We start from the raw sequence: 17,413 nt of genomic DNA, 5'->3' as shown, positions 1-17,413 counted from the left end.
GTCCGTCGTGGCCGGTGGGGCGAGCGTGCCGCACAGGGGTGTAGCTCAATTGGCAGAGCAGCGGTCTCCAAAACCGCAGGCTGCAGGTTCAAGTCCTGTCACCCCTGCGCCTCAGGCCTGACCGTTCCCGTGGGTCGCGCCGCCGCCAGGCGGCGCCCGGCCCGTGGTGGTGGCATCGGCGGGGAGGTTCCGAGGCATCGGGCCTTTCTGTCGATCCGCCGGCCGCGGCCCGTCGCGGGACGGTTGGGCCGGCCGGCGTTCAGCAGGCGCCGACCGCACGCCCGACGGCGTGCGGCCCCGACATCCCGCGACGGAGGGCGAAGTGGCCGACAACAAGCGGCGCGGCGAGGACCCCGGCGACGACCGTCTGCACGACGAGACCGTCGACGACGTGGCCGACGACGCCACCGAGGCGGACGACGAGCCGGTCACTCGCGGCGGTGGCACCGCGACCCGTTCGCGCGCCAGGGCGGACTCCGCCGACAGCCGTCCCAAGACCCGGTCGGAGACCGACAAGGTCGGCCCGTTCGGCCGTATCGCGCGTTTCGTCCGCGAGGTCGTGGCCGAGTTGCGTAAGGTCATCTGGCCGACCCGCAAGGAGCTGCTGACCTACACGGCCGTGGTGATCGTGTTCGTCGCGGTGATGCTGACGATCGTCGCCGGGCTCGACTACGCCTTCGCCAAGGGCGTGCTGTGGGTCTTCGGCAACCCCAGCTGACCGGCTGACTGTGCCGATAGTTACGGAAGTGAGCGAGCGTGCCTGAGTACGACGAGACCGCCGAGACCACGGACGAGCAGTCCACGGTGGCGACGGCGGCTGGTGACGAGTCGATCGAGGCCGCCAGCGAGCCGGAGTTCCCCGCCACCGAGCCCGCGCCGGACGAGGATTTCGACCCGGTCGCGGAGCTGCGCCAGAAGCTGCGTTACGCGCCGGGCGACTGGTACGTGGTGCACTCGTACGCCGGCTACGAGAACAAGGTCAAGACCAACCTCGAGACCCGGATCACGTCCCTCGACATGGAGGACTACATCTACCAGGTCGAGGTGCCGACCCGGGAAGAGGTCGAGGTCAAGAACGGTAAGCGTTCGCAGGTCCAGGCGAAGGTCTTCCCGGGCTACATCCTGGTCCGGATGGAGCTGACCGCCGAGTCCTACTCCTGCGTGCGCAACACCCCGGGAGTCACCGGCTTCGTGGGGGCGACCGACCGGGTCGACCGCCCGGCGCCGCTGAGCCTCGACGAGGTGCTCAAGTGGCTGGCACCGGCCGTCGAGACCGAGCAGAAGAAGGCGAGGCCGGAGGTCAAGGTCCTCGACTTCGAGGTCGGCGACTCGGTCACGGTGACCGACGGTGCCTTCGCGTCGCTGCCGGCCACGATCAGTGAGATCAACGCCGATCAGCAGAAGCTCAAGGTGCTGGTGTCGATCTTCGGCCGGGAGACCCCGGTGGAGCTGAACTTCAACCAGGTCACCAAGATCTGATTCGCCGACGCCGGGGCGGGCTTCGGCCCGCCCCGGCGTCGCCGTTCCTCCTGCCCGCGCGACCTCGGCGCACGGGCAGGAGGCGGGCTGCGCTAACCTAGAACGTCGCCGCCGTCGACCCCGCGCTGACCGTGCGCGCCCGACGGCGGGTCGGTGCGAACAATTCCCAGTTCCAAGCCCCAGGAAGTGACATGCCTCCGAAGAAGAAGCTCGTCAAGACGTTCACGCTTCAGCTGCCGGCGGGCCAGGCCACCCCGGCGCCGCCGGTCGGCCCCGCGCTCGGCCAGCACGGCGTGAACATCATGGAGTTCTGCAAGTCCTACAACGCGCAGACCGAGTCCCAGCGGGGCGACATCGTCCCCGCCGAGATCAGCGTGTACGAGGACCGGTCCTTCACCTTCGTGCTGAAGACCCCGCCCGCCGCCCGGCTGCTGATCAAGGCTGCCGGTGTGCAGAAGGGCTCGGGCGTTCCGCACAAGGAGAAGGTGGGCTCCGTGACCCGCGCCCAGCTGCGTGAGATCGCCGAGAAGAAGATGGCTGACCTCAACGCCAACGACCTCGACCAGGCTGAGAAGATCATCGCCGGCACCGCCCGGTCGATGGGCCTCACCGTCGCCGACTGACCTCGGCCACCACCGACCCGTACGGATCGTGGGAGGGCGCGCGAGCACCGCGGCCCGCCAGAGACCACAGGAGTAACCAGAAATGCAGCGCAGCAAGAGCTACCGCAAGGCCGCCGAGGTCATCGACCGGGCCAAGCTCTACACCCCCGCCGAGGCCGTGAAGCTGGCCAAGGAGACCACCACCGCCAAGTTCGACGCCACGGTCGAGGTCGCGATGCGCCTCGGCGTCGACCCCCGCAAGGCGGACCAGATGGTCCGCGGCACGGTCAACCTGCCGCACGGCACCGGTAAGACCGCCCGCGTGATCGTGTTCGCCGCCGGTGCGAAGGCCGAGGAGGCCGCCGCCGCGGGTGCGGACGAGGTGGGCACCGACGAGTTGGTCGCCCGGATCCAGGGCGGTTGGCTCGACTTCGACGCGGCGATCGCCACGCCGGACCAGATGGCCAAGATCGGCCGGATCGCGCGGATCCTGGGCCCGCGCGGTCTCATGCCGAACCCGAAGACCGGCACCGTGACCATGGACGTCACCAAGGCCGTCGCCGACATCAAGGGCGGCAAGATCGCCTTCCGGGTGGACAAGCACTCCAACCTGCACCTGATCATCGGCAAGGCCTCGTTCTCCGAGTCCCAGCTGGTCGACAACTACGCCGCCGTCCTCGACGAGGTGCTGCGGGCCAAGCCGTCCGCGGCCAAGGGCAAGTACCTCAAGAAGGTCACCCTGACCACCACCATGGGCCCGGGCGTCCCGGTCGACCCGAACGTGGTGAAGAACCTCCAGGAGTCCACCGAGGGCTGAGCACGGCTGACGTGACAGGGGCCCCGCCACGGACCGTGGCGGGGCCCCTGCGCGTCCGTACCGGAACGGGCGGGTCAGCGACGGGAACGCAGCGGGCGGCAACGAATCGCGGGACCCGGCGGTGGCGACCGTCGGGGAGGTGACCGGGCCCACCTGGGGCGATTTGGCGATCCGGGGCCTCCTCGCGTAGCCTTTGCCGCGAAGTTCCACCCAGAGACCGCTGGTCACCGTGCTCCGGCACGGTCGAAGGTCCCGCTTCGACGGGCGACCCGCGCAGGGCGGCAAGCGACTTCCGGCTTCACCTGTGGTCCGCCGACCACGGCGATCCCGCCGATCTCGCCCCGTGCGCCCTGCGCCGGGGCTTTTCTGTTGTCGCGATGCCTCCGCCCCCGTCGAAGGTTCCCGCCTGCGATGGTGACCAGCCTCGAGCAACGAGAGAGGAGGGACATGGCGGACAAGCCGATCCGGGCCGACAAGGCCACGGCCGTCGCTGAGCTGACCGAGAACTTCCGCAACGCGGGTGCCGCGGTGCTCACCGAGTACCGTGGTCTGACGGTTTCCCAGCTCACCCAGCTGCGGCGCTCGCTCGGCAAGGAGACCACCTACACGGTCGCGAAGAACACGCTGGCCAAGCGTGCGGCGACCGAGGCGGGCATCTCCGGCCTCGACGAGCTGTTCACCGGTCCTACCGCGCTGACTTTCGTTTCGGGCGACGTCGTCGAGGCGGCGAAGGGGCTTCGCGACTTCGCGAAGGCCAACCCGAAGCTCGTCATCAAGGGCGGCGTCTTCGAGGGCAAGGCCATTACCGCGGCCGAGGTCACGAAGCTCGCCGACCTGGAGTCCCGTGAGGTGCTGCTGGCCAAGCTGGCCGGCGCGATGAAGGGCAACCTGAGCAAGGCCGCGGCCCTGTTCCAGGCTCCGCTCTCCAAGACCGCCCGTCTGGCGGCCGCCCTGCAGGACAAGCGCGAGAAGGAAGGTGCCGAGGCGGCCTGAGGCCGCGCGGCGCACCCACGTTCTTAGTCAAACCTTTCAGAAAGGACGCCAGACATGGCGAAGCTCAGCACCGACGAGCTGCTCGACGCGTTCAAGGAGATGACGCTGATCGAGCTCTCCGAGTTCGTGAAGCAGTTCGAGGAGACCTTCGAGGTCACCGCCGCCGCGCCGGCCGCGATGATGATGGCGGGCCCGGCCGGCGGCGGTGCCGCCGCCGAGGCCGAGCCGGAGAAGGACGAGTTCGACGTCATCCTCGACGCCGACGGTGGCAAGAAGATCCAGGTCATCAAGGTCGTGCGTGAGCTGACCGGCCTGGGCCTCAAGGAGGCCAAGGACGCGGTCGAGTCCGCGCCGAAGGCCATCCTGGAGAAGGTCAACAAGGAGACCGCGGAGAAGGCCAAGGCCAAGCTCGAGGGCGAGGGCGCCAAGGTCACCCTCAAGTGACTGAGCTCGATCAGGCGCCTGTCCGGCTGACGTGAGCCGGGGCACACAGCGCGTCGCGGCGGGCGGCGATCCGGGATCGGATCGCCGCCCGCCGTGTTGGTGGACCGTTACAGCATGCGTGAGCAGGGTGTCGACGCTCCGTTGCGAGTGCGGGTCGGCGCTGTGCGGTCGCCTGTCGGTGGGAAAGACGGCGGCGACCCGGGAGGAGACTCTTGACGTGACACCAGCCTCCCAGGCACGCTGACATCAGCAAGACTTTCCGCGCTTGCAACGGCCACCGCGCGGGTAAGGCAGCGGCAGCACCAACGCCGCGGCACCCCGAGCGGCCCGGTGGGAAACGTTGCGTTCCGAGCGGCCCGGTGAGACCCGGATCCAGGGTCCCGAGGCATGTTCCGCAACGACCTGCGGGGTGGGCTGGACAGCGGTTAGCCTCTCGGCTACACTGCTAGTTTGCGCTGCCTTCCGACTTGACCCCTGCTCGGAAATGTCCGTTTGTGGATATTCCTGGTGGGTCATTGGAGTGCACGCGTACCAGCCGTTCTGCAGCACCGGTCCTCGGAAGGACGCATCTTGGCAGCTTCCCGCCCTGCGAAGACCAGTCGTACGTCGAGCGCATTCGCTCCCCGCCGAGTTTCCTTCGGCCGGATCACCGAACACCTCGAGGTCCCCAACCTCCTCGCCATTCAGAACGAGTCCTTCGACTGGCTCGTCGGCAACGAGGCTTGGCAGGGCCGGTCGGCGGACGACCCGCACGCACGCTCGGGTCTCGCGGAGATCCTCGACGAGATCAGTCCCATTGAGGACTTCTCCGGCACCATGTCGCTCTCCTTCTCGGCCCCGCGCTTCGACGAGGTCAAGGCCTCGATCGAGGAGTGCAAGGAGAAGGATCTGACCTACTGCGCGCCGCTGTTCGTGACCGCGGAGTTCACCAACAACACCACCGGCGAGATCAAGAGCCAGACGGTGTTCATGGGTGACTTCCCGATGATGACGCCGAAGGGCACCTTCATCATCAACGGCACCGAGCGCGTCGTCACCAGCCAGCTCGTCCGCTCGTCGGGTGTGTACTTCGACAAGCAGCCGGACAAGACCTCCGACCGCGACATCTCCAGCGTCAAGGTGATCCCGAGCCGGGGTGCCTGGCTGGAGTTCGACATCGACAAGCGCGACACCGTCGGTGTCCGGATCGACCGCAAGCGCCGTCAGGCCGTCACGGTCGTTCTCAAGGCGATCGGCTGGTCGGCCGAGCGGATCCGCGAGAAGTTCGGCTGGTCCGAGCTGATGATGACCACGCTCGAGAAGGACCACATCGCCAGCCAGGACGAGGCGCTGCTCGACATCTACCGCAAGCTGCGCCCTGGCGAGCCGCCGACCCGCGAGAACGCCCAGACCCTGCTCGACAACCTCTTCTTCAACCCGAAGAGGTACGACGTCGCCAGAGTCGGGCGCTACAAGTTCAACAAGAAGCTCGGGCTGAACCTGCCGATCACCACCGGCACGCTCACCGAGGACGACATCGTCGCCACCGTGGAATACCTGTGCCGGCTGCACGCCGGTGAGGAGGGCTACGAGGCCGACGACATCGACCACTTCGGCAACCGCCGGATCCGTACCGTGGGTGAGCTCATCCAGAACCAGGTCCGGGTCGGCCTGTCCCGGATGGAGCGGGTCGTCCGGGAGCGGATGACCACGCAGGACGTCGAAGCGATCACGCCGCAGACTCTGATCAACATCCGTCCGGTGGTGGCGGCGATCAAGGAGTTCTTCGGTACCTCGCAGCTGTCCCAGTTCATGGATCAGACCAACCCGCTGGCGGGGCTCACCCACCGGCGGCGGCTGAACGCGCTCGGCCCGGGTGGTCTGTCCCGCGAGCGGGCTGGCTTCGAGGTCCGCGACGTGCACCCGTCCCACTACGGCCGGATGTGCCCGATCGAGACGCCCGAAGGCCCGAACATCGGTCTGATCGGCAACCTGTCGACGTTCGCCAGGGTCAACCCGTTCGGCTTCATCGAGACGCCGTACCGCAAGGTCGTCGACGGTCGGGTCACCGACCAGGTCGACTACCTGACCGCTGACGATGAGGACCGGTTCGTCAAGGCCCAGGCCAACGCGCCTCTGACGGCGGACGGCTCGTTCGCCGAGGAGCGGGTGCTGTGCCGGCGTAAGGGCGGCGAGACCGAGGACGTACCGCCGGCTGCCGTGGACTACATGGACATCTCGCCGCGGCAGATGGTCTCCGTCGGGACCGCGATGATCCCGTTCCTCGAGCACGACGACGCCAACCGGGCGTTGATGGGCGCCAACATGCAGCGCCAGGCAGTGCCGCTGGTCAAGGCCGAGGCACCGCTGGTCGGCACGGGCATGGAGTACCGCGCGGCCGTGGACGCCGGCGACGTGGTCGTCGCCGAGGCCGGTGGTGTGATCGAGGACCTCTGCGCCGACTACGTCACCATCCACCAGGACGACGGCCACCGTCGGACGTACCTGTTGCACAAGTTCCGTCGCTCCAACTCCGGCTCCTGTGTCAACCAGAAGCCGGTGGTCTTCGAGGGCGACCGCGTCGAGGCCGGCCAGGTCATCGCTGACGGTCCGTGCACCGACGAGGGCGAGATGGCGCTCGGGCGCAACCTGCTCGTGGCGTTCATGTGCTGGGAGGGTCACAACTACGAGGATGCGATCATCCTGTCGCAGCGCCTCGTGCAGCAGGACGTGCTCACCTCGATCCACATCGAGGAGCACGAGGTCGACGCGCGGGACACGAAGCTCGGCCCGGAGGAGATCACCCGCGACATCCCGAACGTCAGTGAGGAGATGCTCGCCGACCTCGACGAGCGCGGGATCATCCGGATCGGTGCCGAGGTCGTCCCCGGCGACATCCTGGTCGGCAAGGTCACGCCCAAGGGTGAGACCGAGCTGACCCCGGAGGAGCGGCTGCTCCGGGCGATCTTCGGCGAGAAGGCGCGTGAGGTCCGGGACACCTCCCTGAAGGTGCCGCACGGCGAGACCGGCACGGTCATCGGTGTGCGGACCTTCTCCCGCGAGGACGGCGACGAACTGCCGCCGGGTGTCAACGAGCTGGTCCGGGTCTACGTCGCCCAGAAGCGGAAGATCCAGGACGGCGACAAGCTCGCCGGCCGGCACGGCAACAAGGGCGTCATCTCCAAGATTCTGCCGGTCGAGGACATGCCGTTCCTGGAGGACGGCACGCCTGTCGACATCGTGCTCAACCCGCTGGGTGTGCCGGGCCGGATGAACCTCGGCCAGGTGCTGGAGACGCACCTCGGCTGGGTGGCCAAGACGGGCTGGAGCGTGGACGGCGATGACGCCGAGTGGAAGCGTCAGCTTCGCTCGATCGACGCGCACGAGGCCGCGCCGGACACCAACGTGGCCACCCCGGTCTTCGATGGTGCCCGCGAGGAGGAGATCTCCGGTCTGCTCTCGTCGACCCTGCCCAACCGGGACGGCAAGCAGCTGATCGGCTCGTCCGGCAAGGCCCAGCTGTTCGACGGTCGTTCCGGTGAGCCGCTGCCGGACCCGATCGCCGTCGGCTACCTCTACATCCTGAAGCTCAACCACCTGGTTGATGACAAGATCCACGCTCGGTCGACCGGTCCGTACTCGATGATCACGCAGCAGCCGCTGGGTGGTAAGGCGCAGTTCGGTGGCCAGCGCTTCGGTGAGATGGAGTGCTGGGCCATGCAGGCGTACGGCGCCGCCTACGCCCTGCAGGAACTGTTGACCATCAAGTCCGACGACGTCCTCGGCCGGGTCAAGGTCTACGAGGCCATCGTCAAGGGCGAGAACATCCCCGAGCCGGGCATCCCGGAGTCGTTCAAGGTGTTGCTCAAGGAGTTGCAGTCGTTGTGCCTCAACGTCGAGGTGCTCTCCAGCGACGGTGTGGCCCTGGAGATGCGCGAGACCGACGACGAGGTGTTCCGGGCCGCGGAGGAGCTGGGCATCGACCTGTCCCGGCGCGAGCCGAGCTCGGTCGAAGAGGTCTGAGGTGGTGGTTGGGGCAGGGTGACCGGCTCCGACGCGGGTTCCGGGGCGCGACGCGAGAGCGGGCGCGCCGGAACCCGCGAGGTCAGGCTTGATCCCTGCGCGGGTCACCCTGCCCCCGACTCCACAGGTTATCTAGCAGTACAGACGACGACATAGGGGACATAGTGCTCGACGTCAACTTCTTCGACGAGCTGCGCATCGGTCTCGCCACCGCCGACGACATCCGTCAGTGGTCCCACGGTGAGGTCAAGAAGCCCGAAACCATCAACTACCGCACCCTGAAGCCGGAGAAGGACGGGCTCTTCTGCGAGAAGATCTTCGGCCCGCAACGGGACTGGGAGTGCTACTGCGGTAAGTACAAGCGGGTCCGCTTCAAGGGCATCATCTGCGAGCGCTGCGGCGTCGAGGTGACCCGGTCGAAGGTCCGTCGGGAGCGGATGGGCCACATCGAGCTCGCCGCGCCGGTGACCCACATCTGGTACTTCAAGGGCGTGCCGAGCCGGCTGGGTTACCTGCTGGACCTCGCCCCCAAGGACCTCGAGAAGATCATCTACTTCGCCTCGTACGTCGTGACGAGCGTGGACGCCGAGGCGCGTCACCGCGACCTCTCGACCATCGAGAACGAGATCCTGGCCGAGAAGCGGCAGTCCGAGAACAGCCGCGACTCGGAGATCGAGAAGCGGGCCGCCAAGCTCGAGGCCGACCTGGCCGAGCTGGAGGCCGAGGGCGCCAAGGCGGACGTCCGGCGCAAGGTCAAGGAGGGCGGAGAGCGCGAGATGCGCCAGATCCGCGACCGGGCCCAGCGCGAGATCGACCGCCTGGACGAGGTTCTGGAGACCTTCCGCAAGCTGGACCCGAAGCAGCTGGTCACCGACGAGCTGCTCTACCGGGAGCTGCGCGACCGGTTCGGCGAGTACTTCACCGGTGGCATGGGTGCCGAGGCCATCAAGGCGCTGGTCCAGAACATGGACCTCGACGCCGAGGCCGAGAACCTGCGCGAGACCATCCGCACCGGCAAGGGCCAGCGGAAGATCCGGGCGCTCAAGCGGCTCAAGGTGGTCGCGGCGTTCCTGAACACCCGCAACTCGCCGCTCGGCATGGTGCTCGACTGCGTACCGGTCATCCCGCCGGACCTGCGTCCGATGGTGCAGCTGGACGGTGGCCGCTTCGCGACCTCCGACCTGAACGACCTGTACCGCCGCGTGATCAACCGGAACAACCGCCTCAAGCGGCTGATCGACCTCGGCGCGCCCGAGATCATCGTCAACAACGAGAAGCGGATGCTCCAGGAGGCCGTCGACGCGCTGTTCGACAACGGTCGCCGGGGCCGGCCGGTCACCGGCCCGGGTAACCGCCCGCTGAAGTCGCTGTCCGACATGCTCAAGGGCAAGCAGGGCCGGTTCCGGCAGAACCTGCTCGGCAAGCGCGTCGACTACTCCGGCCGATCGGTCATCGTCGTCGGCCCGCGGCTCAAGCTGCACCAGTGCGGCCTGCCCAAGCAGATGGCGCTGGAGCTGTTCAAGCCGTTCGTGATGAAGCGGCTCGTCGACCTCAACCACGCGCAGAACATCAAGTCCGCCAAGCGGATGGTCGAGCGGCAGCGGCCGGTCGTGTGGGACGTGCTGGAAGAGGTCATCAGCGAGCACCCGGTGCTGCTGAACCGTGCCCCGACCCTGCACCGCCTGGGCATCCAGGCGTTCGAGCCGCAGCTGGTCGAGGGCAAGGCCATCCAGATCCACCCGCTGGTCTGCACCGCGTTCAACGCCGACTTCGACGGTGACCAGATGGCGGTGCACGTGCCGCTGTCCGCTGAGGCGCAGGCCGAGGCCCGGATCCTGATGCTGTCGTCGAACAACATCCTCAAGCCGGCCGACGGCAAGCCGGTGACCATGCCCACCCAGGACATGATCATCGGTCTGTACCACCTCACCCACCGCACTCCCGGTGGCAAGGGCGAGGGCCGGGCGTTCAGCTCGGACTCCGAGGCCCGGATGGCCTACGACAGCGGCGAGCTGCACCTGCAGACGCCGGTGCGGATCCGGCTGCGCGGGCTGTCCGAGGTCGACAACGGCACCGGTGCCGAGCCGTGGACCGCCCCCGAGGGCTGGGTCGAGGGCGACCCGTTGGTCGTGGACACCACCCTCGGCCGGGTGCTGTTCAACGAGACGATGCCGCAGGGCTACCGGTTCGTGAACTACGAGGTCCGCAAGGGCCAGCTCTCGCAGATCGTCAACGACCTCGCCGAGCGGTACCCGAAGGTGGCGCTGGCCGCCACCCTGGACGGGCTCAAGGAGGCCGGTTTCCACTGGGCCACCTGGTCGGGCGTCACCATCGGCATGGAGGACGTCAACCCGCCGCCGCGCAAGCGGGAGATCCTGGAGCGGTACGAGGCCGAGGCCGACCGGATCGACAAGCAGTACCAGCGGGGTCTGATGACCGGTGAGGAACGCCGCGGCGAGCTCATCGAGATCTGGACGAAGGCGACCAACGAGGTCGCCAAGGACCTGGAGACCTCGCTGCCGAAGGAGAACCCGCTGTGGAAGATGATCCACTCGGGTGCCCGAGGTAACCTGCTCCAGCTTCGGCAGATCGCGGCGATCCGTGGTCTGGTGGCCAACCCCAAGGGCGAGATCATCCCGCGTCCGATCAAGTCCAGTTACCGCGAGGGCCTGTCCGTGCTGGAGTACTTCATCTCCACGCACGGTGCCCGGAAGGGTCTGGCCGACACCGCGCTGCGGACCGCCGACTCGGGTTACCTGACCCGTCGTCTGGTGGACGTCTCGCAGGACGTGATCATCCGCGAGGAGGACTGCGGCACCGAGCGGGCCATCCCGATGCAGGTGGGCGAGCAGCTCGACGGCACGCTGGTGGTGCACGAGCACGCCGAGACCGGCGCGCACGCCCGGACCCTGGCCGACGACATCAAGGGGCCGGACGGCACCGTGGTGGCCGAGCGGGGTCAGGACCTCAACTCGATCCTGGTCGACCGGATCGTCGCCGCCGGCGTCGAGACGGTCCGGGTGCGCAGCGTGCTCACCTGCGAGTCCAAGCTCGGTGTCTGCGCGGCCTGCTACGGCCGGTCGCTGCCGACGGGCAAGAGCGTGGACATCGGCGAGGCGGTCGGCATCATCGCGGCCCAGTCCATCGGTGAGCCGGGTACGCAGCTGACGATGCGTACCTTCCACACCGGTGGTGTCGCGGGTGAGGACATCACCCAGGGTCTGCCGCGGGTCCAGGAGATCTTCGAGGCCCGGATCCCGAAGGGCAAGGCGCCCATCGCCGACACCCCGGGCCGGATCCGGATCGAGGACGGCGAACGGTCGCGGAAGATCATCGTGGTGCCGGACGACGGCAGCGACGAGATCGTCTACGACAAGATCTCCAAGCGGGTGCGACTGCGGGTGCACGACGGCTCGCACGTCGAGGTGGGCGAGAAGCTCACCGAGGGCACCATCGACCCGCACGAGTTGCTACGCATCCTCGGCCCGCGCGCGGTGCAGGTCCACCTGACCCAGGAGGTCCAGGAGGTCTACCGCTCGCAGGGTGTGCTCATCCACGACAAGCACATCGAGATCATCATCCGCCAGATGCTCAAGCGGGTGACGGTCATCGACTCCGGCTCGACCGAGTTCCTGCCGGGTGTGCTGGTCGACCGGGCGCTGTTCGAGTCGGAGAACCGCCGGCTCGTCTCCGAGGGCGGCGAGCCCGCCGCCGGTCGCCCGGTGCTGATGGGTATCACCAAGGCCTCGCTGGCCACCGACTCCTGGCTCTCGGCGGCCTCCTTCCAGGAGACCACCCGGGTGCTGACCGACGCGGCGATCAACTCGCGCAGCGACTCGCTGGTCGGCCTCAAGGAGAACGTGATCATCGGTAAGCTCATCCCGGCCGGTACGGGCATCAGCAAGTACCGCAACGTCCGGGTCGAGCCGACCGAGGAGGCGAAGGCCAAGGTCTACTCGATGACCGGCTACCCGGAGACTGACTACGGCTTCGGGCCGGCCAGCGGGCAGGCGGTTCCGTTGGACGACTTCGACTTCGGGTCGTACCGCTAACCAGCACGACCGACGAGCCCCCGGCAGCTTGTGGCCGCCGGGGGCCTCGTCGTGTGCGCACCGCCGGTCCGCGTCGTGGGCGCAGGGCATGATGGGGGCATGACGACCGCACCCGGGCAGGCACCCGTCGCGCCGCCGGTGCCGCGTCACCCCCTGGACCCGGATCCGGTCCGGTCCACGAAGGCGCGGGCCGTCTTCGCGTTGGGGCTGATGGCGGTGTTGACCGGTCTGTTCGTCGGTGGCGTCGTGCCGGCCACGTTGGCACTCCACCTGTCCCGGCAGGCGCGCCGTGAGGCGTACGCGTCGGGGGGTTTCCTGACCGGCGCTGCCTGGCTGCGGCGCGGTGAGCGGCTGGCCTGGGCGGGTCTGGTGCTCGTCGCGGTCAGCGTGGTGGCCGCGGTGGTGATCGGGGTGGTGCGGCTGGCCGAGGCGCCCTACGGCCAGGACTTCGCTCCCCACATGGACTGAACTCGCGCGGGTGCGCCCGCGCGGACCCGCGACGGTAGCCTGACCGGTGTCCGTCGCACGGCGGTGGACGCCGACGGCGGATGAGGAGGACCCGTGACGGAACCGGTGCGCCCCCCGGGCGGCGATCCCGGGCAGCCCGGTGCCGTGGGTGGGCCGAGCCAGTGGGCACGGCCCGACCAGGGTTCCGGCCCGCCGTCGGAGGCGGCTCCGCCGAACCACCCGCCGCCGCCCACCGCGGCGGCCGCGCCGGGTCCTGCGCCCGCGCCGGGTCATGCGCCCGCGCCGGGTCCTGCGGCCCACGCCGCCGCGCCGCTCCCGCCGGGTCACGCGGCCCATGCCGTCGGGTCACCCCCGGCGGGTCATGTCGCGTCGCCCCCTGCCGTCCCCCTGCCGCCTCCCGCCGGTCCTCCCGCCGTCTGGGGCCCGGTCGCCGGTCCGGCCGGTGGGGGCGGGCCGGCTCCGGTCGCCGCGCCGCCCCCGCCGCAGGAGCGGCCCCGGCCGCCGAAGCGGGTGGAGGCGGTGCCGGGTACCCCGTTCGGGATGGTGCACCTCGACGTCGCGCCGGTCACGTCCGGCCTGGCCGTCGGCTCCCTCGTGGCCGGCGTCGTCTCGGTCCTGGTCGGCCTGCTGGTGGTCTGCATAGGCGCGGTGGCCGGCAGGGGCGGAGGAGTCTGGGCGGCGGCCGCCTTCGCCCTGCTGGGCCTGCTGACCGGGGCCGGGGCGGTCGTCGCCGGCCTGCTGGGCATGCGGCAGATCCGCCGGCCCGCGGCACCGCCGGCGGTCCGGTTCACCGGCCGGGGCCTGGCCATCGCCGGGGTGAGCTGCGGCGGTACGGGGCTGTTGATCAACCTGCTCGGCCTGGTGCTGGGCGTGCTGCTGTCGTTGGCGTGACGCTGCGGCAACGGTGCGGTGCCCGGTCGGTTCAGCCGGGGGCCAGGCGGGTGGCCCGGTGGGGAAGCCGGTACACTTGTGTTTGTAGGTGCCCATCACGGGCAGGCAGGCATGACGGGTCGGGCTGGCGGGCAGGTGGCCGCCGACCGGTGTCCCCGTTTTGACCAGCTCGACTGTGGTAGGTACTCTTTCCCCTTGTGCCCGGGCCCGCCCGGGCAACTCGTGCGTGCGCTGGATCCGGCGTTCCGGATTCCGGCGGCGTCACGAACGAGAGTCGAAGATCCGGTGCGCGGCCTGCCGTGTGCCGGTGACAGAATCCCCGGTCCGCGCGCGAGTGCCGGCACCGGGACCGTGGGTGGGGCGACACGCCCGACCGCGGGTGCCGATGCCATCGTGAGGTGGCTCCGGTCGGAATGTAGGAGAGCCGTCCAGCAGGCGGCTAACGAGCAGACGGCGCGGCCGCGGCAGCGGCCGAAGGGAGCGGAGAAACCCGGTGCCCACCATCCAGCAGCTGGTCCGAAAGGGCCGCCAGGCCAAGACGACCAAGACCAAGACCCCGGCGCTGAAGGGCAGCCCTCAGCGGCGCGGTGTGTGCACCCGCGTGTACACCACCACCCCGAAGAAGCCGAACTCGGCGCTCCGCAAGGTCGCTCGCGTCAAGCTCAGCAGCCAGATCGAGGTGACCGCCTACATCCCGGGCGTCGGTCACAACCTGCAGGAGCACTCGATCGTGCTCGTCCGCGGCGGCCGGGTGAAGGACCTCCCCGGCGTGCGTTACAAGATCGTCCGCGGTTCGCTGGACACCCAGGGTGTCCGTAACCGCAAGCAGGCGCGCAGCCGGTACGGCGCGAAGAAGGAGAAGAGCTGAGATGCCGCGTAAGGGACCCGCTCCGCGGAAGCCGCTGGTCGCTGACCCGGTGTACAACTCGCCGTTGGTCACCCAGCTGGTGAACAAGATCCTGCTGCGCGGCAAGCGTCAGCTCGCCGAGCGCATCGTGTACGCCGCCCTGGAGGGCTGCCGCGAGAAGAGCGGCACCGATCCGGTCGTCACGCTCAAGCGCGCGATGGACAACGTCAAGCCGACCCTCGAGGTCCGCAGCCGCCGGGTCGGTGGCGCGACCTACCAGGTGCCGGTCGAGGTCCGCCCGGCCCGGGCGACCACGCTCGGCCTGCGCTGGCTGGTGACGTACTCCAAGGCCCGTCGTGAGAAGACCATGGTCGAGCGGCTCATGAACGAGCTGCTGGACGCGAGCAACGGTCTGGGCGCCGCCGTCAAGCGACGCGAGGACACCCACAAGATGGCCGAGTCCAACAAGGCCTTCGCGCACTACCGCTGGTAACACCCTGGTTCCGGCGCCGGACCGGCGCCGGAACCGCCACCAGTTGTGTCGAGACGACGATAAGTAGGGATTGAAGTGGCCGCCGCAGACGCGCTCGCCAACGTACGCAACATCGGCATCATGGCGCACATCGATGCCGGTAAGACCACCACCACCGAGCGGATCCTGTTCTACACCGGTATCACGTACAAGATCGGTGAGGTCCACGAGGGCGCTGCCGTCATGGACTGGATGGAGCAGGAGCAGGAGCGTGGCATCACCATCACCTCCGCTGCCACCAAGTGTGAGTGGAAGGGCCACACGATCCAGATCATCGACACGCCCGGCCACGTCGACTTCACGGTCGAGGTCGAGCGGTCGCTGCGGGTGCTGGACGGTGCGGTCGCGGTCTACGACGGTGTCGCCGGCGTGGAGCCGCAGACGGAGAACGTCTGGCGGCAGGCCGACAAGTACAACGTCCCCCGGATGTGCTTCGTCAACAAGCTCGACCGCACCGGTGCCGACTTCTTCCGCTGCGTGCAGATGATGATCGACCGGCTCAACGCCACCCCGCTGGTGTTGCAGATCCCGATCGGTGCCGAGTCCGACTTCATCGGCGTGGTCGACCTGGTGGAGATGCGCGCCCTCACCTGGCGCGGCGAGACCCAGAAGGGTGAGGACTACGCGGTCGAGGAGATCCCGGCCGACCTCGCCGACTCCGCCGCCGAGTGGCGCGAGAAGCTGATGGAGACCCTGGCCGACGTCGACGACGCGGTGATGGAGAAGTACCTGGAGGGCGAGGAGATCTCCGTCGAGGAGGTCAAGGCCGCCATCCGTCGGGCCACCATCGCCGGTAAGGCGAACCCGGTGCTCACCGGCACCGCCTTCAAGAACAAGGGCATCCAGCCGATGCTGGACGCGGTCGTGGCCTACCTGCCGTCGCCGCTGGACATCCCGGCGATCGAGGGCACGGCCACCGACGGCGAGACCCCGATGCAGCGTAAGCCGTCGGCCTCGGAGCCGTTCTCGGGTCTGGCGTTCAAGATCCAGACGGACAAGCACCTCGGCAAGCTCACCTACGTGCGGATCTACTCCGGGACGCTCGAGTCCGGCTCCCAGGTGGTCAACTCCACCAAGGACCGCAAGGAGCGGATCGGCAAGATCTACCAGATGCACGCCAACAAGCGGGAAGAGCGCAGCTCGGCCCAGGCGGGCGACATCATCGCGGTGCAGGGTCTGAAGCAGACCACCACGGGTGACACCCTGTGCGACCCGGCGAAGCCGGTCATCCTGGAGTCGATGACCTTCCCGGAGCCGGTCATCGAGGTGGCCATCGAGCCGAAGACCAAGGCCGACCAGGAGAAGCTCAGCACGGCCATCCAGCGGCTCGCGGAGGAGGACCCGACCTTCCGCGTCAAGCTGGACGACCAGACCGGTCAGACGGTCATCTCCGGCATGGGCGAGCTGCACCTGGACATCCTGGTCGACCGGATGCGCCGCGAGTTCAACGTCGAGGCGAACATCGGTAAGCCGCAGGTGGCGTACCGCGAGACCATCCGCCGCAAGGTGGAGAAGGTCGAGTACACCCACAAGAAGCAGACCGGTGGCTCCGGCCAGTACGCCCGGGTGATCATCAGCCTGGAGCCGCTGCCGCTGGGCAACGACGCCCCGACCTACGAGTTCGCCAACGCCGTCACGGGTGGCCGCATCCCGCGGGAGTTCATCCCGTCGGTGGACGCGGGCGCGCAGGACGCGATGCAGTACGGCATCCTCGCCGGCTTCCCCCTGGTGGGCGTCAAGCTCACCCTGGTGGACGGCCAGTACCACGAGGTCGACTCGTCGGAAATGGCGTTCAAGATCGCCGGCTCCATGGTGATGAAGGAGGCGGCCCGCAAGGCCGACCCCGCGTTGCTGGAGCCGATGATGGCCGTTGAGGTCACCACTCCTGAGGAGAACATGGGTGACGTCATCGGCGACCTCAACTCCCGTCGTGGCATCATCCAGGCGATGGAGGAGCGCAGCGGCGCCCGCGTCGTCAGGGCCCTGGTGCCGTTGTCGGAGATGTTCGGCTACGTCGGCGACCTGCGGTCGAAGACCCAGGGCCGGGCTAGCTACAGCATGCAGTTCGACTCCTACGCCGAGGTTCCGGCCTCCGTGGCGAAGGAGATCATCGCCAAGGCGACGGGTGAGTGACGCTCTCCTGAGCTGACCCGGTGATCCGGGGCTGGTCGCGGACGGATTCGTCCGCCCGCGGCCACCTCGGTCGGGATGTGTGTGACCGGGCCTGTAGGCTTCATCGCCGCAGAACCCACCAAAGCTCTCCGGCCGCCAGGCCGGAAAGGCTGT

General features: G+C 68.6%; 13 protein-coding genes and 1 tRNA gene. All 14 read left to right on the top strand.

Annotated features, from left to right (window positions below):
* Positions 1-34: 34 nt before the first annotated feature.
* Positions 35-107: transfer RNA gene (locus GA0070616_RS09255), tRNA-Trp, on the top strand.
* Between the two features lie 215 nt (positions 108-322).
* A complete protein-coding gene (gene secE / locus GA0070616_RS09250; RefSeq protein ID WP_091079451.1) occupies positions 323-718 on the top strand; it encodes a preprotein translocase subunit SecE in 396 nt (131 codons plus the stop codon).
* Positions 719-756: 38 nt separating this feature from the next.
* Positions 757-1,479 (top strand): transcription termination/antitermination protein NusG, encoded by a 723-nt coding sequence (nusG, locus tag GA0070616_RS09245; RefSeq protein WP_091079447.1) that lies wholly within the window; start codon positions 757-759, stop codon positions 1,477-1,479.
* Between the two features lie 191 nt (positions 1,480-1,670).
* Positions 1,671-2,102, top strand: a complete 432-nt coding sequence (gene rplK, locus GA0070616_RS09240; protein WP_091079444.1) for a 50S ribosomal protein L11 — start codon at positions 1,671-1,673, stop codon at positions 2,100-2,102.
* Positions 2,103-2,184: 82 nt separating this feature from the next.
* The gene (rplA, locus tag GA0070616_RS09235) at positions 2,185-2,898 is read left to right on the top strand and encodes a 50S ribosomal protein L1 (protein ID WP_091079441.1); all 714 of its coding nucleotides are present in this window, start codon (positions 2,185-2,187) and stop codon (positions 2,896-2,898) included.
* 447 nt (positions 2,899-3,345) lie between these two features.
* On the top strand, positions 3,346-3,891 hold the full coding sequence (gene rplJ, locus GA0070616_RS09230; protein ID WP_091079437.1) for a 50S ribosomal protein L10: 546 nt from the start codon (positions 3,346-3,348) through the stop codon (positions 3,889-3,891).
* 54 nt (positions 3,892-3,945) lie between these two features.
* Positions 3,946-4,335, top strand: a complete 390-nt coding sequence (gene rplL, locus GA0070616_RS09225; protein WP_091079433.1) for a 50S ribosomal protein L7/L12 — start codon at positions 3,946-3,948, stop codon at positions 4,333-4,335.
* A 570-nt stretch (positions 4,336-4,905) separates the two neighbouring features.
* Positions 4,906-8,337, top strand: a complete 3,432-nt coding sequence (gene rpoB / locus GA0070616_RS09220) for a DNA-directed RNA polymerase subunit beta (protein ID WP_091079430.1) — start codon at positions 4,906-4,908, stop codon at positions 8,335-8,337.
* Between the two features lie 164 nt (positions 8,338-8,501).
* Entirely contained in the window at positions 8,502-12,389 is a 3,888-nt protein-coding gene (locus tag GA0070616_RS09215; protein WP_091079426.1) for a DNA-directed RNA polymerase subunit beta', read from the top strand.
* 99 nt (positions 12,390-12,488) lie between these two features.
* Positions 12,489-12,857, top strand: a complete 369-nt coding sequence (locus tag GA0070616_RS09210) for a hypothetical protein (protein ID WP_091079422.1) — start codon at positions 12,489-12,491, stop codon at positions 12,855-12,857.
* Between the two features lie 519 nt (positions 12,858-13,376).
* A complete protein-coding gene (locus tag GA0070616_RS09205; RefSeq protein ID WP_091090312.1) occupies positions 13,377-13,748 on the top strand; it encodes a hypothetical protein in 372 nt (123 codons plus the stop codon).
* Between the two features lie 493 nt (positions 13,749-14,241).
* Positions 14,242-14,616: a 30S ribosomal protein S12 gene (gene rpsL / locus GA0070616_RS09200; RefSeq protein WP_007465318.1), complete on the top strand. Its 375-nt coding sequence runs from the start codon at positions 14,242-14,244 to the stop codon at positions 14,614-14,616.
* A gap of 1 nt (position 14,617) precedes the next feature.
* Complete coding sequence (gene rpsG, locus GA0070616_RS09195; RefSeq protein WP_091079418.1) at positions 14,618-15,088, top strand: 30S ribosomal protein S7; 471 nt, start codon at positions 14,618-14,620, stop codon at positions 15,086-15,088.
* A 75-nt stretch (positions 15,089-15,163) separates the two neighbouring features.
* A complete protein-coding gene (gene fusA, locus GA0070616_RS09190) occupies positions 15,164-17,260 on the top strand; it encodes an elongation factor G (RefSeq protein ID WP_091079412.1) in 2,097 nt (698 codons plus the stop codon).
* Positions 17,261-17,413 lie beyond the last annotated feature (153 nt).

This window comes from Micromonospora nigra (assembly GCF_900091585.1).
Lineage (GTDB): Bacteria > Actinomycetota > Actinomycetes > Mycobacteriales > Micromonosporaceae > Micromonospora > Micromonospora nigra.
This window is presented reverse-complemented; position numbering and strand designations above follow the sequence as displayed.